General features: G+C 67.4%; 24 protein-coding genes. 14 read left to right on the top strand and 10 right to left on the bottom strand.

Going from position 1 to position 20067, the window contains the following annotated elements:
• Window positions 1-136: 136 nt before the first annotated feature.
• From J2Y49_RS09300 to J2Y49_RS09320, 5 genes are all read right to left on the bottom strand, one after another.
• Window positions 137-1108, bottom strand: a complete 972-nt coding sequence (locus tag J2Y49_RS09300) for a beta-ketoacyl-ACP synthase III (RefSeq protein WP_310114311.1) — start codon at window positions 1106-1108, stop codon at window positions 137-139.
• A 3-nt stretch (window positions 1109-1111) separates the two neighbouring features.
• A complete protein-coding gene (plsX, locus tag J2Y49_RS09305) occupies window positions 1112-2164 on the bottom strand; it encodes a phosphate acyltransferase PlsX (protein WP_310114313.1) in 1053 nt (350 codons plus the stop codon).
• 82 nt (window positions 2165-2246) lie between these two features.
• Window positions 2247-2435 (bottom strand): 50S ribosomal protein L32, encoded by a 189-nt coding sequence (gene rpmF, locus J2Y49_RS09310; RefSeq protein WP_111065907.1) that lies wholly within the window; start codon window positions 2433-2435, stop codon window positions 2247-2249.
• Window positions 2436-2625: 190 nt separating this feature from the next.
• A complete protein-coding gene (locus J2Y49_RS09315; RefSeq protein ID WP_310114316.1) occupies window positions 2626-3213 on the bottom strand; it encodes a DUF177 domain-containing protein in 588 nt (195 codons plus the stop codon).
• A gap of 163 nt (window positions 3214-3376) precedes the next feature.
• A complete protein-coding gene (locus J2Y49_RS09320; protein ID WP_310114318.1) occupies window positions 3377-3943 on the bottom strand; it encodes a ubiquinol-cytochrome C chaperone family protein in 567 nt (188 codons plus the stop codon).
• A gap of 147 nt (window positions 3944-4090) precedes the next feature.
• On the opposite strand from J2Y49_RS09320, the gene J2Y49_RS09325 reads away from it, so the two are divergent.
• From J2Y49_RS09325 to J2Y49_RS09365, 9 genes are all read left to right on the top strand, one after another.
• The gene (locus tag J2Y49_RS09325; RefSeq protein WP_310114320.1) at window positions 4091-4585 is read left to right on the top strand and encodes an outer membrane protein assembly factor BamE; all 495 of its coding nucleotides are present in this window, start codon (window positions 4091-4093) and stop codon (window positions 4583-4585) included.
• A 49-nt stretch (window positions 4586-4634) separates the two neighbouring features.
• Window positions 4635-5726 carry a bifunctional diaminohydroxyphosphoribosylaminopyrimidine deaminase/5-amino-6-(5-phosphoribosylamino)uracil reductase RibD gene (gene ribD / locus J2Y49_RS09330; RefSeq protein ID WP_310114979.1) on the top strand — a complete coding sequence of 364 codons (1092 nt, stop codon included), beginning with the start codon at window positions 4635-4637 and terminating at the stop codon, window positions 5724-5726.
• 102 nt (window positions 5727-5828) lie between these two features.
• Entirely contained in the window at window positions 5829-6416 is a 588-nt protein-coding gene (locus tag J2Y49_RS09335; RefSeq protein ID WP_136705378.1) for a riboflavin synthase, read from the top strand.
• On the top strand, window positions 6413-7552 hold the full coding sequence (gene ribB, locus J2Y49_RS09340) for a 3,4-dihydroxy-2-butanone-4-phosphate synthase (RefSeq protein ID WP_310114323.1): 1140 nt from the start codon (window positions 6413-6415) through the stop codon (window positions 7550-7552). Before J2Y49_RS09335 ends, ribB begins: the two co-directional genes overlap by 4 nt.
• Before the next feature lie 22 nt (window positions 7553-7574).
• Window positions 7575-8039: a 6,7-dimethyl-8-ribityllumazine synthase gene (gene ribH / locus J2Y49_RS09345; RefSeq protein WP_012973639.1), complete on the top strand. Its 465-nt coding sequence runs from the start codon at window positions 7575-7577 to the stop codon at window positions 8037-8039.
• A 35-nt stretch (window positions 8040-8074) separates the two neighbouring features.
• Window positions 8075-8665, top strand: a complete 591-nt coding sequence (nusB, locus tag J2Y49_RS09350) for a transcription antitermination factor NusB (protein WP_310114328.1) — start codon at window positions 8075-8077, stop codon at window positions 8663-8665.
• A gap of 232 nt (window positions 8666-8897) precedes the next feature.
• The gene (gene thiL / locus J2Y49_RS09355) at window positions 8898-9893 is read left to right on the top strand and encodes a thiamine-phosphate kinase (RefSeq protein ID WP_310114330.1); all 996 of its coding nucleotides are present in this window, start codon (window positions 8898-8900) and stop codon (window positions 9891-9893) included.
• 87 nt (window positions 9894-9980) lie between these two features.
• Window positions 9981-10439 (top strand): hypothetical protein, encoded by a 459-nt coding sequence (locus tag J2Y49_RS09360; RefSeq protein ID WP_310114331.1) that lies wholly within the window; start codon window positions 9981-9983, stop codon window positions 10437-10439.
• A 244-nt stretch (window positions 10440-10683) separates the two neighbouring features.
• Window positions 10684-12786 carry a sodium-translocating pyrophosphatase gene (locus J2Y49_RS09365; RefSeq protein WP_310114333.1) on the top strand — a complete coding sequence of 701 codons (2103 nt, stop codon included), beginning with the start codon at window positions 10684-10686 and terminating at the stop codon, window positions 12784-12786.
• A gap of 246 nt (window positions 12787-13032) precedes the next feature.
• Here J2Y49_RS09365 and nrdR read toward each other — a convergent pair whose 3' ends face one another.
• The 3 genes from nrdR to rpiB all read right to left on the bottom strand — a co-directional run bounded on the left by nrdR (window position 13033) and on the right by rpiB (window position 15424).
• Window positions 13033-13500 carry a transcriptional regulator NrdR gene (nrdR, locus tag J2Y49_RS09370; protein WP_310114335.1) on the bottom strand — a complete coding sequence of 156 codons (468 nt, stop codon included), beginning with the start codon at window positions 13498-13500 and terminating at the stop codon, window positions 13033-13035.
• 34 nt (window positions 13501-13534) lie between these two features.
• Window positions 13535-14836 (bottom strand): serine hydroxymethyltransferase, encoded by a 1302-nt coding sequence (gene glyA / locus J2Y49_RS09375; RefSeq protein WP_310114337.1) that lies wholly within the window; start codon window positions 14834-14836, stop codon window positions 13535-13537.
• Window positions 14837-14986: 150 nt separating this feature from the next.
• Window positions 14987-15424: a ribose 5-phosphate isomerase B gene (rpiB, locus tag J2Y49_RS09380; RefSeq protein WP_111065895.1), complete on the bottom strand. Its 438-nt coding sequence runs from the start codon at window positions 15422-15424 to the stop codon at window positions 14987-14989.
• A 557-nt stretch (window positions 15425-15981) separates the two neighbouring features.
• Between rpiB and J2Y49_RS09385 the strand changes: the two genes are divergently transcribed.
• A complete protein-coding gene (locus J2Y49_RS09385; RefSeq protein ID WP_014247241.1) occupies window positions 15982-16425 on the top strand; it encodes a MucR family transcriptional regulator in 444 nt (147 codons plus the stop codon).
• A 180-nt stretch (window positions 16426-16605) separates the two neighbouring features.
• On the opposite strand, the gene J2Y49_RS09390 is transcribed toward J2Y49_RS09385, so the two are convergent.
• Both J2Y49_RS09390 and J2Y49_RS09395 read right to left on the bottom strand, forming a co-directional pair.
• The gene (locus J2Y49_RS09390) at window positions 16606-17070 is read right to left on the bottom strand and encodes a hypothetical protein (protein WP_310114343.1); all 465 of its coding nucleotides are present in this window, start codon (window positions 17068-17070) and stop codon (window positions 16606-16608) included.
• 393 nt (window positions 17071-17463) lie between these two features.
• Window positions 17464-17739, bottom strand: a complete 276-nt coding sequence (locus J2Y49_RS09395) for a DUF6898 family protein (protein ID WP_310114345.1) — start codon at window positions 17737-17739, stop codon at window positions 17464-17466.
• Window positions 17740-17916: 177 nt separating this feature from the next.
• Between J2Y49_RS09395 and J2Y49_RS09400 the strand changes: the two genes are divergently transcribed.
• From J2Y49_RS09400 to J2Y49_RS09415, 4 genes are all read left to right on the top strand, one after another.
• Window positions 17917-18429, top strand: a complete 513-nt coding sequence (locus J2Y49_RS09400) for a ferritin-like domain-containing protein (RefSeq protein WP_310114347.1) — start codon at window positions 17917-17919, stop codon at window positions 18427-18429.
• 122 nt (window positions 18430-18551) lie between these two features.
• A complete protein-coding gene (locus J2Y49_RS09405; protein WP_310114349.1) occupies window positions 18552-19034 on the top strand; it encodes a hypothetical protein in 483 nt (160 codons plus the stop codon).
• Between the two features lie 40 nt (window positions 19035-19074).
• Window positions 19075-19485, top strand: a complete 411-nt coding sequence (locus J2Y49_RS09410) for a hypothetical protein (protein ID WP_310114350.1) — start codon at window positions 19075-19077, stop codon at window positions 19483-19485.
• A 16-nt stretch (window positions 19486-19501) separates the two neighbouring features.
• A complete protein-coding gene (locus J2Y49_RS09415; protein WP_310114352.1) occupies window positions 19502-19963 on the top strand; it encodes a GNAT family N-acetyltransferase in 462 nt (153 codons plus the stop codon).
• Window positions 19964-20067 lie beyond the last annotated feature (104 nt).

Genomic DNA, 20067 nt, shown 5'->3' on the forward strand with positions numbered 1-20067 from the left:
CAACCATTGCGAAGACGGTAATCCGGGGAAAGAAGGTCCGTCAATTCAAAAGCTTGGCAGCCGCATACAGCCCGGCCGAAGCCGGGTGGGGCGTGCGGTGCAGCATTGAAGCAGGCGCGGAAAAAGGAGGGACCGCTTACCAGCGGATCAGCGCCGAACCCCAGGTCAGGCCGCCGCCGATGGCTTCCATCAGGATCAGGTCGCCGCGCTTGACCCGGCCGTCGGCCACCGCCTCGCCCAGCGCCAGCGGGATCGACGCAGCCGACGTGTTGCCGTGGCGGTCCACCGTCAGCACGACCTTTTCCGGCGACAACTTCATCTTGCGGGCCAACCCGTCGATGATGCGCCGGTTCGCCTGGTGCGGAACCATCCAGTCGATGTCGGTGGACTCCAGACCGTTGGCGACCAAAGCCTCCTCCACCACCGCCGACAGCTTGGAGATGGCATGGCGGAAGATCTCCTGCCCGTGCATGCGGACATGGCCGATGGTGCCGGTCGAGGAAGCGCCGCCGTCGACATAGAGCAGGTCGTATTGGCTGCCGTCGGAATGCAGATGGGTGGACAGCACGCCGCGATCGGTCGAATCGCCCTTGGCCTCATAGGCCTCCATCACGATGGCACCGGCGCCGTCGCCGAACAACACGCAGGTGGTGCGGTCGCTCCAGTCCAGCAGGCGGGAGAATGTCTCCGCCCCGATCACCAGGGCGCGGCGCGCCTGACCGTTGCGCAGGAAATTGTCGGCGACCGCCATGGCATAGACGAACCCGGCGCAGACCGCCTGGATGTCCATGGCAAAGCCCCTGGTCCCCAGCGCCGCCTGCACCTTGGTCGCCGTAGCCGGGAAGGTGTTGTCCGGGGTGGTGGTGGCCAGGATGATGCAGTCGATGCTGTCGGCCGGCACGCCGGCATGCTCAAGCGCGCGGGTCGCCGCGGCGATGGCGAGGTCGGAGGTCTTCTCCCCCTCCGCCGCGATGTGGCGCGACTTGATGCCGGTGCGCTGGACGATCCACTCGTCCGACGTGTCGACCCGCTGTTCCAGATCCTGGTTGGTGACGATGTTGGCCGGCAGGAAGGTACCGCAACCAAGAACTCGGGAACGCATGACCATTGTTCAGCCCGCCGCCGCCTTCGTGTCGGGAAGAGGGTTCGCGTCGGCTATGCGCCCCATCTCTTCCTTGATGCGCTCGTTGAAACCGTGCGTCGCCAGATTGATGGCGACCGCGACGGCATTGGCGAATCCGACCGGGTCGGTCCCGCCATGGCTCTTCACGCAGACGCCGCGCAGGCCCAGGAACATCGCGCCGTTGTAGCGCCGCGGGTCGATCCGCTCGCGGAAGCGCTTGAAGGCGCCGCGTGCCAGCAGATAGCCGATCCGTGCCAGGAAGGACGTCGCGAAGGTGCGGCGCAGGAACTCGGAGAACAGCTTGGCCGTCCCCTCCGCCGTCTTCAGCGCGACATTGCCGGTGAAGCCGTCGGTGACGATGACGTCCACCGTGCCCAGCCCGATATCGGTGCCTTCGACGAAGCCGTGGAAGCGGCCGGGCAGCGGCATGTCGCGCAGGCTGGCCGCCGCGGCACGCACCACCTCGTTGCCCTTCATGTCTTCCGAGCCGATGTTCAGCACGCCGATCGACGGCTCCGGCAGGCCCAGGATGGCGCGCGCGAAGACCGCCCCCATCACGGCGAACTGGACGAGGTTTTCCGGCTGGCATTCGGCGTTGGCGCCGAGGTCCAGCATCACGCTCTCGCCCCGTTGCGTCGGGAAGAAGGACGCCATCGCCGGCCGGTCGATGCCCGGCAGCGTCTTCAACACGAACTTCGCCATTGCCATCAGGGCGCCGGTGTTGCCGGCCGAGACCACGCAGGCGGCCTCGCCCGACGCCACGGCGTCGATGGCCAGCCTCATGCTGGACTGGCGTCCGGCGCGCAGCGCCACCGCAGGCTTGGCGTCCCCGGCCACGAAGTCGGCGGTATGGCGGATCTCCGCCACCGCCTTCAACGCGGGCCGCTGGCTCAGCAGCGGTTCGATACGCTCCCGGTCGCCATACAGCAGAAAACGCACATCGGGATGGCGCTCCCGCGCGATCTCCGCCCCGGCAATGACCATGTCGGGACCGAGATCGCCACCCATGGCATCCAGGGCGATGGTCAGGCGCTGGCTCACCGCGAACAGGCTCCCCGGCTAGGACCCCGGCAGGGGCGAGAAACGCCCCTGATCATCGGGACCTCAGACAACGCGATCGGGATCAAGCGGCCGCGGTGCCGCTCTGAACCACTTCGCGCTGGTCGTACTGGCCGCAAGACCCGCAGACGTGGTGCGGGCGCTTCAGCTCACCGCAGCTCGGGCACTCGTTGTAGGCCGAGGTCGGCAGAGCGTGGTGCGAACGCCGCATGTTGCGCCGCGACTTGGAGGTCTTCTTCTTCGGAACAGCCATGACCGTAAACTCTCTTCATTGGAAAGGGCGGCCCGAACAGGGGCCGCCCAGCGCGAGCGGCATTCAATAAGGCAAATGCCCCCAAAGGGCAAGCCCGAACAACCCCCATTTCGCAACCCCGCGCCGCTCATTGGAGGGGGTGGAAACGCCGGCCCTTATACAAGGAACCGAGGGGGACGCAAGACCGCAGTCACTTCTGCTGCTTCAATTGTTGCAGAACGGCGAACGGGTTCGGCTTTTCCGGCTCCTCCGCCACGTCTTCTTCGACGTGATCCCCGTCAACACCCTCGTCATAGCCCTCGAATTCCACGCCCTCGGCATGCGGATAGGGGTCGAGGCCCAGCGACAGGTGCTGCGCGGTCAGCTCGCCGATGTCGATTCGGTTGTTCTCCATCGGCTCGGGAATGTCCTCGTCCGACAAAGAGGGGTCGAAATCGATCTCCAGCCCCTGGTCCTCGACCATCGAGGACGGGGCGAACAGCGCCTCGAAACTCTCGCTGACATGGGCCGGCACCGGCTCCAGCGTGACGACGCAGGTCTGGACCACATCGGCTTCCAGCTTGCCGGACACGCGGATCATCTGGCCGCCGCGCACTGCGCGCAGCTTCACCGTGGCGGTCAGGCTGCCGATCGCCTCCAGCTCCAGCCGCTCGGCGAGCGCGCGGCGCTCCGTCTCCGTCGCCTCGATGGTCTCGGTCACGTCGGCACGGCGCACCGCGTCGGCATTGACGATGCGCGAGAATTCCGGGGCCGGCAGGGCACCGTTCACAGGACTCATGGCGAAAGACTCTCTGATGAAACCAAGGCGGCGGTCGAAACGGACGGACAGGCGGGAACAACAGGCGCCCGCCCGCACCTGAGTCACATGCAGCCGCCGGCCGCGAAAGGCAAGCCCTCTGCGATGCCCCCGGCCCGTCAGGCGCAGTATATATAGTGCGCCCTCAGGCGGGAGCAGGGGCGAAGCGCAGCTCGCCGCGCATCAGCGACTCCAGCGGCTGGGCATCGAGCGCCGCGGTGCAGGCACGCACATAGGCGGCCATGGCGGGGAGCGCCCCGTCCGGCACCGGATCGACCGTGCCGTACAGGTTGTTGTCCAACGCCACTTCCAGCCGGCCGTCATCGGATTCGGCCAGCGCCTCGTCATAGGCGCGGATTCGCCCGGCCATGCCGCGCGCCATCGTCTTCACGCGCCGGGCAATGCCGCTGTCGCCGGCCCCCAACTCCATGATCGACTTCTCGAAATCGTCGACCATCGTCTCGTAGAGGCGCTGCGACAGTTTGGCAGCCGCCGCCCCCTGCCCCTTCAGCCGGCGCATGACCAGGAACAGGTGCAGCGCCACCATCTCGAACCGGCCGTCCAGAGTGTCCGGCACGCCCAGTGCGGCGTAGAAGCCCGGCTGGCGGGCCTGGGCGACGATGCCGGTGAACAGCCCGCCCACCGCCTCGGCATTTCGGGCGCGCGCGCCGCCGCCCAGGCCATTCAGCAGAGGACCCAGCAGACGATCCATGAAGCTCTCAGACACGAACGGCAGCCCTTCCCCGAATCGGAGTCTCGTTGACAGGGCGAAGCGCCCGGTGCGATTGTCCCGCCTTAGAGACTATCCGCGTCAGCGGGCAGTCCCATGCCCCGCCGGCTCCATCATAGCCCGAGCACCATGACCAGATCGAACTTTTCCGCCCCGCGCGCCGTCATTCGCACCGCCCTTCTGGGAAGCGTCCTGTTCGCCGGCCTCGCCGCGACCGGCTGCTCCCCCGTCGTCGCCACCCGCGGCAACCTGACGGACCCGCAGCTGGTGGCGGAGCTGCAGCCCGGCCAGAGCCGGCGCGATGACGTCGCCGCGGTTCTGGGCACGCCGACCTCGGTGGGCACCTTCGATCAGAATGTCTGGTACTATATCGGACAGAAGACTGAGAAGACCGCCTTCTTCGAGCCGGAGGTGACGGAGCGCCGCGTCGTCATCGCCCGCTTCGACGATGCCGGCGTCCTGCGCGAGATCAAGACGCTGGACAAGTCGAACGGCCAGGACATCGATCTGGTCGAGCGCTCGACGCCCACCGCCGGCCGCGAGATGGGCTTCCTGGAACAGATGATGGGCAACGTCGGCCGCTTCTCGGCCAAGGACGCCAAGGGCAAGGGCCCCGGCAGCTGATCGCCTGACTGTTACCGTGTCCGTTTCACCCGACACCGACCTGCGCCATATGCAAGCCGCCCTGTCGCTCGCTGCGCGCGGGCTGGGGCGGACATGGCCCAATCCGGCGGTCGGCTGCGTGCTGGTCCGCGATCGCGCCGTCATCGGCCGCGGCTGGACCCAGCCCGGCGGTCGTCCCCATGCCGAGACGGAAGCACTGGCCCGCGCCCGCACCCTCTCCGGCGGGACCGAGGGCGCCACCGCTTACGTCACGCTCGAACCCTGCAACCATTATGGCAAGACGCCGCCCTGCGCCCTGGCGCTGGTGGAGGCGAAGGTGGCGCGCGTCGTCGTCGCTTGCCAGGACCCGGACCCGCGGGTTGCCGGCGGTGGGCTGGCCCGTCTGCGCGACGCCGGGATCGAGGTGGTCACCGGCGTTTGCGAGGCCGAGGCGCTGGCCCTCAACGAGGGCTTCTTCAACCGCATCACGCTGGGCCGCCCGCTGGTCACGCTGAAAGTCGCCAGCACGCTGGACGGCCGCATCGCCACCTGTACCGGCGAGTCGCAATGGATCACCGGCCCGACCGCCCGCGCCTGGGGCCACCGTCTGCGCGCCGGCCATGATGCGATCCTGGTCGGCATCGGCACCGCGTTGGCCGACGACCCCGAACTGACCTGCCGCCTGCCCGGCCTCGGCGACCGCAGCCCGGTGCGCGTGGTGGTGGACAGCAGCCTGCGCCTCCCCCCCGCGGCGAAGCTCGCGACCAGCGCCAAGCGCATTCCGACCTGGGTCGTCACCGGCCCCACCCCGGACCCCGCAAGCTCGCAGGCGTTGACCGCGCTCGGCGTGGAGATACTTCCGGTCGCAGCCACCCCCGACGGTCGCGTCGATCCCGCCGCCGCCCTCTCCGCCCTCGCCTCCCGCGGCATCACCCGCGTCCTCGTGGAAGGTGGCGCGACGATGGCCGGCGCCCTTCTGCGTGCCGGGCTGGTCGACAGGCTGGAGTGGTTCCGCGCCCCGTCGCTGATCGGCGGCGACGGGCTGCCGGCGGTTGCCGGCTTCGGAGTCGAGGCGCTGACCGAAATGGCGCGCTTCGAACGCACCGCCGTCCGCAGTGCCGGCGCCGATCTCGCCGAGAGCTATCGCCGCATTTCGTCCTGACCGTCGGTTTCGCCACCGGTCCAGACCACGCAACAGACCGTTGCGTTGCTTGCGGTGTCGCGCGCGCTTCCCCTGGCCGCGAAACCTGCTAAATTCGCCGCCATGTTCACCGGAATCATCACCGATGTCGGGCGCGTCCGGGCCGTGGAGCGGCAGGGCGACACCCGGTTCACCATCGAGACCGCCTTCGACACGGAGACGATCGCGATCGGGGCGTCCATCGCCCACAACGGCGTCTGTCTGACGGTCATCGAAAAGGGGCCGGGGACCTACGTCATCCAGGCGTCGGGGGAAACCCTGTCGAAGACGACGCTCGGCGGGTGGGAGCCCGGCACGCGCGTCAACCTGGAACGCGCGCTGAAGGTCGGCGACGAGCTGGGCGGGCACATCGTGTCCGGCCATGTCGACGGCGTCGGCCGGCTGCTGTCGATCCGCCCCGAAGGCGAATCGCTGCGCCTGACCTTCGAGGCGCCGGCCACTCTCGCCAAATACATCGCGCCCAAGGGCTCGGTCGCCATCGACGGCGTGTCGCTGACCGTCAACGAGGTCGAGGGCAACCGCTTCGGCGTCAACATCATCCCCCACACCCAGACCGCCACCACTTTCGGCGGGCTGAAGGAGGGCGATCCGGTCAATCTCGAAATCGATATGCTGGCGCGCTATGTCGCCCGGCTCGCGGGGCAGGAATGACGTCCGAGTTTCACAAGTACCTGTCGACGGCCGAAGAGATCATCGAAGAGGCGCGTCAGGGCAGAATGTTCATCCTGGTCGACGACGAGGACCGGGAGAACGAGGGCGATCTGGTGATCCCCGCCTCCTGCGCCACGCCGGAAGCGGTGAACTTCATGGCCAAGCATGGGCGCGGCCTGATCTGCCTCACCATGGACCGGCCGAACATCGAACGGCTGCGCCTGCCGCTGATGGCGCAGCAGAACGCATCGCGCCACCAGACCGCCTTCACCGTCTCGATCGAGGCGCGCGAGGGGGTGACCACCGGCATCTCCGCCGCCGACCGCGCCCGCACCATCGCGGTCGCCATCGACCCGGCGTCCGGCCCGCATGACCTCGCCACCCCCGGCCATATCTTCCCGCTGCTGGCGCGTGACGGCGGCGTGCTGGTCCGCGCCGGCCATACCGAGGCGTCGGTCGACATCGCCCGGCTGTCCGGCCATTCCTCCTCCGCCGTGATCTGCGAGATCATGAACGACGACGGCAGCATGGCCCGCCTGCCGGATCTGGTGCAGTTCGCCCAGTTCCACGGGCTGAAGGTGGGCACCATCGCCGACCTGATCGCCTACCGCCGCCGCACCGAGACCATCGTCGAGCAGGTGCTGGCCGGCACGCTGGACAGCCGCTTCGGCGGCCGCTTCCAGTCCTACGTCTACATCAACAAGATCCAGTATGCCGAGCACATTGCGCTGGTGCGCGGCGACATCTCCGGCGACGAGCCGGTGCTGGTGCGCATGCATGCCCAGTCGGTGCTGGACGACGTGCTGGGCGACCGCAACTCCGGCCGCGACGCCGACCTCCATGCCTCGATGGAGCTGATCGCCAAGGAAGGCCGCGGCGTCGTCGTGCTGCTGCGCGAGCCGAACCCCAACGGCCTGTCCACCGTGCTCAAGGCCCGGCTGGAAGGCCAGTCCGGCAGCGCGCCGGAACTGCGCGACTACGGCATCGGCGCGCAGATCCTGCTGGATCTCGGCGTCCGCAAGATGGTGCTGCTGTCCAACCGCAAGAAGCCGATCATCGGGCTGGAGGGCTACGGCCTGACCGTGGTCGGCCACCGCGCCATCACGCCGGGCGGCACAGACCCGGGCGACGATTGAACAAGGGACTGGTCTCCGCCGGATGACCGACACGCCCCATATCATGGTCGTGGACGCCCGCGTCCACGAGGACATCGCCGATGAGTTGGCGCGTGGCGCCGTCGCGGAACTCGACCGCGCCGGCGCCACCCACATCCGCTACGGCGTGCCCGGCTGTCTGGAGCTTCCGGCGGCGATTATGTACGCCATCCGCTCCATGGACTTCTTCACTGCCCGCAAGCGCTTCGACGGCTACGTGGCGCTGGGCTGCGTGATCCGGGGCGAGACGACGCGGTACGAAACGATCTGTGCCGAAAGCGCCCGCGGCCTGCAGGATCTTGCCCTGCGCTACAGTCTGGCGGTTGGAAACGGCATCCTGACGGTGGAAAACCGCGAGCAGGCCTGGGCGCGCGCCAATGTCGGATCGGTCAATATGGGGGGCCGCGCCGCGCGGGCCTGTCTTGACATGATTGACCTGAAGCGCAAATTCCGCCTCTATCCGCGCTGACCCCGACATCTCCTCTCTTTTAGCGACTGCAGATCATGAGCAACGACGACGCGGGCCGCCCCGTGACACCCGATCACGCCCCCAAGGGCGGCGACTCCAAGGGCAAATCGAAGTCCCGCAAGAACAAGACCGGCGGCGGCTCCGCCAAGGCGCGCCGCAAGGCCGCCCGCCTGGCCGCGACCCAGGCGCTGTACCAGATCGATCTGGCCCAGGCCCCGGTCGAGAATGTCGTCGGCGAGTTCGTCGCCCACCGGCTGGGCGAGGAGATCGACGGCGACAAGTTCGTTTCCGGCGATCCGCAGCTGTTCGCTGACATCGTCCGTGGCGCGATCCATCGCCGGGCCGAGGTGGACGGGGTGCTGGGCGCCGCGCTCGATCCGCGCTTCCCGCTCGACCGGCTGGAGCTGCTGCTGCGCGCCATCCTGCGCGCCGGCGCCTATGAGATCGCGGTCCATATGGACACCCACCCGCGCATCCTCATCAGCGAGTATGTCGACGTCGCCCGCGCCTTCTTCTCCGGCCGCGAGCCGGCGATGGTGAACGGCGTGCTCGACCATGTCGCCCGCGCGCTGCGCGCCGACGACCTCGCCAAGCCCGACCCAGGCCGCGGCCCGGCCGAGGAGTGAGAATGCACCTCCCCCCGCGCTTCCGCCTCTCCCCCCCGGGGAGAGGTCGGACGGCGATAGCCGTCCGGGTGAGGGGGGCGGTTCCTCGCCTGCTTGCGGGAGAGGGTGGCTGCGCCAGCAGCCGGGTGAGGGAACGGGCGTTTGCCAAGTGGTTTTCTCTCGATAAGGCCACGCTTTCCATCCCCCTCACCCTCTCCCCGGGGGGGAGAGGGGATTTCGGTCGTTTTGCAGAATGACCACCCCCAAGCCCCTCGGCGAGTTCGGGCGCATCACCCGTTTCTTCAAGCCGCTGGCTGCCGGGTTTCCCGGTGCCCGCGGCCTGCGGGACGATGCCGCCGTGTTCGGCGTGCCGGAGGGGCGGGAACTGGTGGTCACCACCGATGCCATGGTGGCCGGGGTGCATTTCTTCCCCGACGATTCGCCGGCCGACATCGCGGCCAAGCTGATGCGCAGCAACCTGTCCGACCTCGCCGCCATGGGGGCGGAACCGCTGGCCTACACGCTGGTGACCGCCCTGCCCCGCGGGCTGGACGAGTCCTGGCTGGAGGGCTTCGCCGCCGGGTTGGGCGAGGACCAGCGGCAATTCGGCATCGCGCTGGCCGGTGGCGATTCGGTCTCCACCACCGGCCCGATCACCCTGTCGGTGACCGCCTTCGGTCTGGTGCCCGCCGGGCGCGCCCTGCCGCGCTGGGGTGGGCGTCCGGGCGATCGCGTCTTCGTCACCGGAACCATCGGCGACGCCGCCCTGGGGCTGGAGATCGCCTATGGCCGGCTCGACATCCCGGATCAGCAAACCCGCGCCCACCTGCTGCGCCGCATGCGCCGGCCGGACCCGCGCATGAGCGTCGGGCCGCGCCTGATCGGGCTCGCCAACGGAGCCATGGACGTGTCGGACGGGCTGGTCGCCGACCTGGGCCATCTCTGTGAGGAGTCGGGCTGCGCCGCCCTGCTGCGGGCCGCCACGGTCCCACTGTCGGACGCGGCGCGTGGCGCCATCGACGGCGATCCCGTCTGTCTGGCCCTGGCCATTACCGGCGGCGACGATTACGAGCTTCTGTTCACCGCCCCGCCGTCGGCCCGCGATGCGCTCGCCGCCCTGGCCGCGGACAGCGGAGTCGCCATCACCGAGATCGGCGAACTCAACCCCGGCCCGCCTGGCGAGGTCACGGTGCTGGACGCCGCCGGAGCTGCCCTGCCGCTGGCCCGCCGCGGCTGGGACCACTTCTGACCGGGTTTCCACCCCCTGCCCTTAAGACAATTGAAAGCATGACCGGCGCAGGGTGCGGCGGTTCGGTGTCTGCGAAGGTGTGCTGCGGTGGTCAAGGCCCTGATCGTTCTCGTCCTGGGCATCGTGCTGCTGGGCGGCGCCAGCTTCGGCGGCTGGTTCGTCTATCAGAAATACTTCACCGAACATCCGGACGCGCCGCCGAAGAAGGTGGAGCCGCCACCGAAGCCGCCCACCGCCTTCGTCCGCCTGCCGCCGCTGGTGGTGCCGATGATCGGCCCATCCCGAGTCGAGCAGTTCGTGACCGTCGTCGTCGCGGTCGAGGTGGTTCTGGACAAGCAGCCGCTGGCCCAGGCCAACCAGCCGCGCCTGACCGATGCCTTCCTGACCGCGCTTTACGGGGGCATCGCCGACCAGTCGATCCTCAACGGCGCTTTGGTCAATATTCCTGCCGTAAAGGCCAAATTGGTCGAGGCAGCCGGCAAAATCATCGGCAAGGACGCCGTACAGGACGTTCTGGTTCAGGCGGTTACGCAGCGCAATCTCTGATCTCCCGCCTATTTGCCTGAAATCCCCGCTTATTGTGCAGCGCAGAAGACCGGCACTACCCACAAAGGACAGGGTACCCCACGGCCATTTCGCCGCGCCGCGTCCGGCCGGCCGGCGGTTGCAAAGCGGCGGCACCGGGAGCATGCTTTTTCCGGGAATACTTGCGCCCGACTTCTCCCCCATTTGACTACGGTTGGGAGACAGCCTTTCCTGGGCGCGACCTTGAAATCAATCGGGGGATGCGATGGCTTTAGCGTTCATCGTCATCATCGCCGCCGGCCTGCTCGCGCTGGCCTACGGTTTTCGCACCGGAAAAGAAGTCATGGCCGCTTCGCCGGGGTCGGAGCGGATGCAGGCCATCGCCGCAGCGGTGCAGGAAGGGGCGCGTGCCTATCTGAACCGCCAATACACCACCATCGCCATCGCCGGCGTCGTCCTGCTGGTCATCCTGTGGGTGACGCTGGGCTTTCCGGTGGCCTTGGGCTTCTTGATCGGCGCCGTGCTATCGGGCAGCGCCGGCTATGTCGGCATGAACGTGTCGGTCCGCGCCAACGTCCGCACGGCGCAGGCCGCGACCAACGGTTTGGCCCCGGCGCTGGACATCGCCTTCAAGTCGGGGGCGATCACCGGCATGCTGGTGGTCGGGCTGGGACTGCTGGGCGTCGGCGGCTATTTCGGCGTCCTGACGCTGATCTATCGGGTCAACGACCCGGTGGAGGTCCGCACGATCCTGGAGGCGCTCGTGGCGCTCAGCTTCGGCGCGTCGCTGATCTCCATCTTCGCGCGGCTGGGCGGCGGCATCTTCACCAAGGGGGCGGACGTCGGCGCCGACCTCGTCGGCAAGGTGGAGGCGGGCATCCCGGAGGACGACCCACGTAACCCCGCGGTCATCGCGGACAATGTCGGAGACAATGTCGGCGACTGTGCCGGTATGGCCGCCGACCTGTTCGAAACCTACGCCGTCACGATCGTCGCCACCATGCTGTTGGCGGCGATTTTCTTTTCCGGGGGCGTGTTGCGGCTGATGCTGGTCTATCCGCTGCTGATCGGCGCGGTGTGCATCCTGGCCTCGGTCGCCGGCACCTTCGCGGTGAAGCTCGGTGCCGACAACGCCATCATGAAGGCGCTGTACAAGGGTCTGATCGTCGCGGCCGGGCTGTCGCTGGTGCTGATCCTGATCGTCACCGCGATCCTGTTCGGCTTCACCCGCGCGATCCCCATGTCTGACGGCACCTCGATCACCGGGTTCAACCTGTTGGTCTCCGCCCTGGTCGGGCTGGGCGTCACCGGGCTGCTGGTCTGGATCACCGAATACTACACCTCCACCGCTTTCCGCCCGGTGCGCAGCGTCGCCAAGGCGTCTGAGACGGGACACGGCACCAACGTCATCCAGGGTCTGGCCGTTTCCATGGAGTCGACCGCCCTGCCGGTGATCGTCATCTGCGCCGGCATCCTGATCGCCCATGGCCAGGCCGGCGTCTTCGGCATCGGCATCGCCGCGACGACGATGCTGGCGCTGGCCGGCATGGTGGTGGCGCTCGACGCCTATGGCCCTGTCACCGACAATGCCGGCGGCATCGCCGAGATGTCGGACATGCCCGCCAACATCCGCGTCACCACCGATGCGCTGGACGCCGTCGGCAACACCACCAAGGCGGTGACCAAGGGTTACGCCATCGGTTCCGCCGGACTGGCGGCGCTGGTCCTGTTCGCGGCCTATGTCCAGGATCTGGGCCATTACTTCCCGAATGTGCCGGTGGAGTTCCGGCTGAACGACCCCTATGTCGTCGTCGGCCTGCTGGTGGGCGGTCTTCTGCCCTACCTGTTCGGCGCCATGGGCATGACCGCCGTCGGCCGCGCCGCCGGGTCGGTGGTGGTGGAGGTGCGCCGCCAGTTCCGCGAGATCCCCGGCATCATGGAGGGTACCGCCAAGCCCGATTACGGCCGGGCGGTGGACATGCTGACCCGCGCGGCGATCAAGGAGATGGTGATCCCCTCGCTGCTGCCGGTGTTGGCCCCGGTGGTTCTGTATTTCGTCATCGCCGCCATCGGCGGTCAGGCGGCGGGCTTCGCCTCGCTGGGCGCGATGCTGCTGGGCACCATCGTCACCGGCATCTTCGTTGCGATTTCGATGACGTCCGGCGGCGGCGCCTGGGACAATGCCAAGAAGTACATCGAGGAAGGCAACCACGGCGGCAAGGGCTCCGACGCGCACAAGGCGGCGGTGACCGGCGACACCGTCGGCGACCCCTACAAGGACACCGCCGGCCCGGCGGTGAACCCGATGATCAAGATCACCAACATCGTGGCGATCCTGCTGCTGGCGATCCTGGCCCAGTTCGGGTGATGAGCGATTGAGGGGGCGTGCTGTTGCCCCCTCCCCGACCCTCCCCCGCCCTCGGCCGACCAAAGGTCGCTCCGATCACGGTGGAGGGGGTAGGAGCTTTGCGGGAGTGCGGCGGCAGTCCCCTCTCCCGCCGAAGCTCTCGCACAAAGCTTTGCTTTGTGCTGACGCGACAGGCGGACCGTAGGTCCGCTGAGAGCGGGGGAGGGTTAGGGAGGGGGCGATAGCACGCCCCTTCCCCGCAGCATCTCAAATCCCCGGCGAAGCTTCCGGCGCCAGCTGCTCCACGAACTCGTTGAAGTCCGACGCTTCGCGGAAGTCCTTGTAGACGGAGGCGTAGCGGATATACGCCACCTGATCCATCGTCTGCAGCGCCTCCATGATCTTCTCGCCGATCTGCTTCGACGGGATCTCGCTTTCGCCGGAGGACTCCAGCTGACGGACCATGCTGTTCACCACCCGGTCGATGCGGTCGGCATCGATCGGGCGCTTGCGCAGCGCGATGCGCATCGACCGCAGGAGCTTTTCGCGGTCGAAGGCTTCGCGCTGGCCATTGCTCTTCACCACCGTCAACTCGCGCAGCTGCACGCGTTCGAAGGTGGTGAAGCGGGCGCTGCAACTGGGACAGAAGCGCCGCCGGCGGATTGCCGAGTTGTCTTCGGTCGGGCGCGAGTCCTTGACCTGGGTATCCTCGTTTCCGCAGAACGGGCAGCGCATCTGTCGATCACCTTGGTCGGAGCAAAAGGTCTGATCAGAGAGTCGGATAGATCGGGAACTGACGGCACAGGCCGCGCACGCGCTCGCGCATCGCCGCTTCCACCGCCGTGTTGTCGCCGGAGTTGCTGGCGGCCAGCCCGTCCAGCGTCTCGACGATCATCTCGCCGACCTGTTTGAACTCGGCGGTGCCGAAACCGCGGGTGGTCGCCGCCGGGCTGCCCAGACGGACGCCGGAGGTGATCATCGGCTTCTGCGGGTCGAACGGCACGCCGTTCTTGTTGCAGGTCATGCCGGCATGCTCCAGGCTGGCTTCCGCCGCCTTGCCGGTCAGGTTCTTCGGACGCAGGTCGACCAGCACGATGTGGCTGTCGGTGCCGCCCGACACGATGTCCAGCCCGCCGGCGATCAGCGTCTTGGCCAGGATCTGGGCGTTGTCGACCACCGCCTGGGCGTAGGTCTTGAACTCCGGACGCAGCGCCTCGGCGAAGGCCACCGCCTTGGCGGCGATGACATGCATCAGCGGGCCGCCCTGCAAGCCGGGGAACACCGCAGAGTTGATCTTCTTGGCGATGTCTTCCTTGTTGGTCAGCACCATGCCGCCGCGCGGGCCGCGCAGCGTCTTGTGGGTGGTGGTGGTGACGACGTCGGCGTAAGGGAACGGGTTCGGATAGACGCCGCCGGCGATCAGGCCGGCATAATGGGCGATGTCCACCATGAAGATGGCGCCGACCTCGTCCGCGATGGCGCGGAAACGCTCATAGTCGAGAACACGCGGATAGGCGGAGCCGCCGGCGATGATCAGCTTCGGCTTGTGCTCGCGGGCCAGCGCCTCGACCTGATCGAAGTCGATCAGGTGGTCGTCCTTGCGCACGCCATACTGCACGGCCTTGAACCACTTGCCCGACATGTTCGGTGCGGCGCCATGGGTCAGGTGGCCGCCGGCGGCCAACGACATGCCCAGCACGCAGTCGCCCGGCTGCAGCAGGGCCAGCATCACCGCCTGGTTGGCCTGGCTGCCGGAGTTGGGCTGCACGTTGGCGAACCCGCAGCCGAACAGCTTGCAGGCGCGCTCGATCGCCAGGTTCTCCGCCACGTCGACGAACTCGCAGCCGCCGTAGTAGCGCTTGCCCGGATAACCCTCGGCATACTTGTTGGTCAGGACCGAGCCCTGCGCCTCCAGCACCGCCTGCGAGACGATGTTCTCGGACGCGATCAGTTCGATCTGCTCCTGCTGGCGGACCAGCTCGTCGCGCACCGCGCGGGCCAGTTCGGGATCGGTCTCGGCAAGCGAGGCGGCGAAGAAGCGGCCGATCTCGGCGGTGTTGCTGCTGGTCATGGCGGAAGGTTCCTCATCGAAGGGCATGAAGCGGTCCGGGCGGCCCGGACTGGCGGCTTCCATACTGGTCGGTCCGGGTTCTGTCGCGCCCCGGTTGCGGGCCTCTGCGGCCGAATGCTGGGCCGGGACAGGGCGGCGCCAGCGGCGCGCTCAGCCCATCTTGGCGATGCGGCGGCTGTGCCGCTCACCGCCTTCGAATTCGGCCTTCAGGAAGGCGTCCACGCAATCCTTGGCGATTTCCGGCCCGATGATGCGGGCGCCCAGCGCGATCACATTGGCGTCGTTGTGCTCGCGCGACAGGCGCGCGGTGGTGACGTCATGGACCAGGGCGGCGCGGATGCCGGGATGGCGGTTGGCGGCGATGCTGATGCCGATGCCGCTGCCGCAGATCAGCACGCCACGCTGCGCCCGGCCGTCGGTGACGGCGGCTGCCAACGCCGCGGCGAAATCCGGGTAATCGACCGAAGCCGGACCGTCGGTGCCGAGATCGAGGACGGTGTAGCCGGCGGCCTCCAGTTGCCGGGCGATCTGAGCCTTCAGCTCGTAGCCGGCGTGATCGGAGGCGAGTGCCACAGTGCTGACGGTCATGACGACGGAAACTCCGGTGCGTGCGGTCGCGGATGCGGTGATGGGCGAAGCGGCGAAAGACGCCCGCACCCTACCAGATGTCGGTGCAAACCGCCACAGCCACACCATGACGTGGATGCATGGCTAGGATGGGGGCGGGATCCGGCCGGCTTGCCGGGACCTGTCGCACCGGCGCCGTCACATCCACGCCGAGGTCGATCGGCTCGGAACGACGCGACACCCCAACTCCCGCGAAAGTGTAGACTTGAATTTCACCCGTTCGTTGCCGAGCTGCCGAAGCAAGGGAGATAGCCGATTCGTTATAGGAGCGGGAAAACAACCAATTACCGGATCCCTATCGTCGGAAAATCGCAAGCCGGCGCTTACTAGACGCCCCCTAAAGCTGCGACACAGCCACGACGCGGGGACGGTTTTCAGCGAAAGCTGATTTGCACCTTGCTCCTTTGTTCTGACTGGCAAGAGCAACTAATTTGACGCTTGCCGGAATTATATTGACACCCAAATCACGGTATGCAACTTGGTTCCTACGGACAAATGAAAAGCCAGGACACAGTGCAATGAGCGACCAGCTTCGCGCCGATGTACCGGACAATGCGCTGCTGCGGATGACCGCCGACATCGTATCGGCGTATGTCAGCAAGAACGTGTTGCCTGCTCAGCAAATCCCCGACGTGATCAATACGGTCTACTCGTCGCTGACCGGACTGAATGGTCAGCCCCGCGAGGTCGCGGCGGAACCGCTGAAGCCGGCCGTTCCGATTCGCAAGTCGGTGACGCCCGAATACATCGTCTGCCTGGAAGACGGGAAGAAGTTGAAGATGCTGAAACGGCACCTTCGCTCGACCTACAACATGTCGCCGGACGAATACCGCGCCCGTTGGGGACTTCCGCCCGACTATCCGATGGTCGCGCCGAACTATGCGGCGCAGCGTTCGGAATTCGCCAAGCGCATCGGCCTGGGCCGCAGCTCCGGCCGCCAGACCCGCCGCAAGGCCGGCTGAACGAGTAAAGTCCGTATGCAGCACGGGCCGGACCCTCCCGGGATCCGGCCCGTGTGCGTGTCCGGCCGGTACAGGCCATATCGGATTGATTGAAGACGCGACCGGCTCTCACAGTCGCCGAAGGTCGACGTCAAGAACCGGCACAATGTTCGGGCCCGTCCGGCCAACGGGCGGCGCGCTTCAGTTGGCGCATCCCTTCCGGCCCGACAGGCGGCAGTTGAAGCGGTCGACATTGCGGCTCAACTCGCGTCCCGTGGCGATATTCTCGTCATTCAGGCAGGTCAGGTAGGCCATCGACTTGTCGACATACTCCTTCACCTCGCCCTGGCAGGACGACATCCTGTCGGCACTGAGGAAGGTGGCCTGATCGTCCATGCACAGCGGAACACCCGGCTTCACGCAGCCGGCGGCGGGCGTCGTCGGCTGGGGAGCAGTGGAAGGCGGCGCCGCGTTGGCCGGACCGGCCTGCTTGTCGCCGCCGGACCGCGGACCCGCCTGCCCGCCATGACCTTGACCGCCTTGTCCCTGGGCAGCGTGGGCGCCGGCATTCGGCCCGGCGGCAGTCGCCGCCTGGGAAGCCAGCAGGGTTGCCGCCAGCGCCGTCGACATGAGTGACACGCGCAGGAAAGCCGTCACACGAACCATGGCCTCGATCCTCTGGTGTTTCGGTCCCTTGCTCCGGAGAACAGCCGACCCCGCGTGGCCGGTCCGGAAGCGATCCGCCCAAATCCGCCGATCGCGATCCGAACGGACGGCGCGGAAGAACGCCCTTCTTATGCGCCATTCGTTCAGCGATGCGCGGTTCTACAAGCGTTACACCCCCTGCGCCAGTGCCAACGGGCAGGCATAGGTCTACTGTCGGGGTCGAGCGGTTCGCTCTACGACCGGCGGTCCGGCGTTACAGCTTGGGCCGTCGGCGGGGGCATGCCGGCGCTCACCATCAGCAAAGCCAGACTTCGATCCGCGCCGCCGGTCCCGACCGGCGGCGCGTTTTCTTGTCCCGATCGCCTTTTTCCGATCCCTGACCCAGGTCGAAGATCAGTAGAGCCCGCCCGGCCGCGTCTTGGTGCCCGGCTTCTGGTCCGGTGCCGCCTTGGCCTCCTTGTTCCGGGGCTCCTTGTTCTGGGCCCCCTTGTTCTGAACAAAGCGCAGTTTGTTGATCGCCGTCCGCCTCAGCAGTTCCTGGCTGCCGGTCGCCGGGCCGGCCACCGTCACCTCCACGCCGGTCTGGGCGTCGATGGCGGTGACCCGCAGATAGCTGCCGACGCGCTGAAACTCGAACAGGACCTCGCCATCCCCATTGCCTGCCGTCATATGAACCCTCCTTCGGCACCCATCCGTCAGCCCATTTGCCCGATGGTCAATCCCCGTTCGAGACTGCAACACCCGGCCGTCACCGCTGTTGTCCACGCTGCCGATCCGGCGCGCAGGAGTTCCCCGCTCCGCAAACGCCCGCCGGACGGACATCCACAGCGAGGAAGGACCGTCACCATGGCTGCCAAGACGATGCAGGATCTGCTGATCGAGGATCTCCGCGACATTTACCACGCCGAGAAGCAGATCACGAAGGCCCTCCCCAAGATGATCAAGGCCGCCCATTCCGAACAGCTCCGCCAAGCCTTCGAAACCCACCTCGAACAGACCAACGGCCAGATCGAGCGGCTTCAGCAGGTCTTCGAGGAACTGGACACCCGCCCCCGTGGCAAGCATTGCGACGCGATGGAGGGGCTGATCAGCGAAGCCCAGGAAATCCTCGAAATGGGCCTCGCCCCGGAGGTGCAGGACGCCGCCCTGATCGCCGCCGCCCAGAAGGTGGAGCATTACGAGATCGCCAGCTACGGCACGCTGCACGCCTATGCCACCGCCTGCGGCCTGGACAAGGTCGCCCAGTTGCTGGACGAGACACTTCAGGAAGAGAAGGACACGGACTCGCTGCTGAACAAGCTGGCCATCGGCGACGTCAACAAGAAGGCCATCGCCGCCAGCGGCAAGAAGGCCGCCTGACGAACGCGGATATGCGCTGACCGGCCGCATCCGGGCCGACCCCAGGGGCACGGGTCAAGGTTGCAAGCACCGCGCCGGACCGGTAGGATTCAACACCTTCCGGTCCTTCGCGGTGTTCCTTGATGCGCAGCCTTCAGCCTGCCGATTTCCTTTCGAACAGCATGCCGGCCCGCTGCTTTTCCGGCGCCGCCCGCGCCGCCTTGGTCGGGGTGCTGTCGCTGGCGGGCGTCCTGACGGCCGCCTTGCCGGCGTCCGCGGCCGAAGGGGCGCCGGGCGCCCTGCCCCCGTCGGTGCGGATCAAGCCGCTGATGGTTCCGGTGGTGAATGCAGGCCGGATCGAGAAATACACCCAGGTCGAAGTGAACCTGGAGATCGGCGACGCTCTGCGGCTGGGCGAGGTGCAGTTGAGCATCCCCCGCCTGCACGACGCCGTGCTGACCGCCATCTACAAGGGCATCGACGAGGGCTGGATCGTCCGCGGCAACATCGCCAATGTCCCCGCCCTGCGCCGTCGCATCGACGAATCCGTGGTCGCCATGTTCGGCAAGGACGTGGTCACCCGCATCCTGATCACGCCGATCGCGCGCCAGTCGTCGCTGCAGTAACCCGCTTCCAGCCTTTTCCCCTCAAGAGGATCGAGTCGTCATGGCCGTCGTCTTCGTCGCGCGCAGCGCCGCCCTGACCAAATGGGCGTCCGACGTCGGACAGGGAAAGCACATCTTCAAGCTGGGCGTCGCAGAGGACGAGGCGGCGGTCAAATCCGCCGTAACCGCCGGCTGGGGCGGCGAGACCGACTGGAAGCTGATCGAGTCCAAGGAGATCGACGGGCTGGACGAGGAGACCGCGCTGGCCCGGCTCGGCCGGCGCGAGAAAGTGATCGACCCCACCTATTATCCGCGGCTGAAGGGTGCCGCCGGCGTCTTCCGCATCGCCCTGACCAATGTGCAGAACAGCCTGCTGGTCGCCAAGGCGATGACCGCCGACGAGCCGCTGACCGAGGTCAAGGTCAAGCCCAAGGACATCGCCGACTACATGATCCGCAACGCGATCGCCTGACCGGTACGCTCCCCCGATGCCACCCCCGCCCATCCGCCGCGTCGCCTTTGACGCGCTGAGCCTTCGCGAACTCCATGACCTGCTGGCCCTGCGCAGCCGGGTGTTCGTGGTCGAGCAGGCCTCCCCCTATCCCGACATCGACGGCCGCGATCCCGGCGCCTTGCACCTGATTGCCGCCGACGCGTCCGGCGCCGTCGTCGGCTGCGCCCGCTGTCTCGATCCCGAAGACAAAGGCCCGGATGCCCCGGTCTCCTTCGGGAGGCTGGCGGTCGATCCGTCGCAGCGTTCGACCGGACTGGGGCGCGCGCTCGTCGCCGAATCGCTGGCGGTGCTGGCGGAGCATTGGCCGGAGCGCGACGTGGTCATCGGCGCCCAGCAGCATCTGGAGCGTTTCTACGGCGGCTTCGGCTTCGTCCGGATCACCGAGCCCTACGACGATTTTGGGCTTGCCCACATCGACATGCGGCTGCGTCGCTGATACACGCCGTCGCCAAATCGATGCGACACTATGACCTATCCATACCCCTGTATCGCAAATAGCGCTTCTCCAGGCACTGGGAAGGCGCCGGAGCATTGCGGCCG

It is taken from the genome of Azospirillum sp. BE72, from assembly GCF_031455875.1.
Classification (GTDB): Bacteria; Pseudomonadota; Alphaproteobacteria; order Azospirillales; family Azospirillaceae; genus Azospirillum.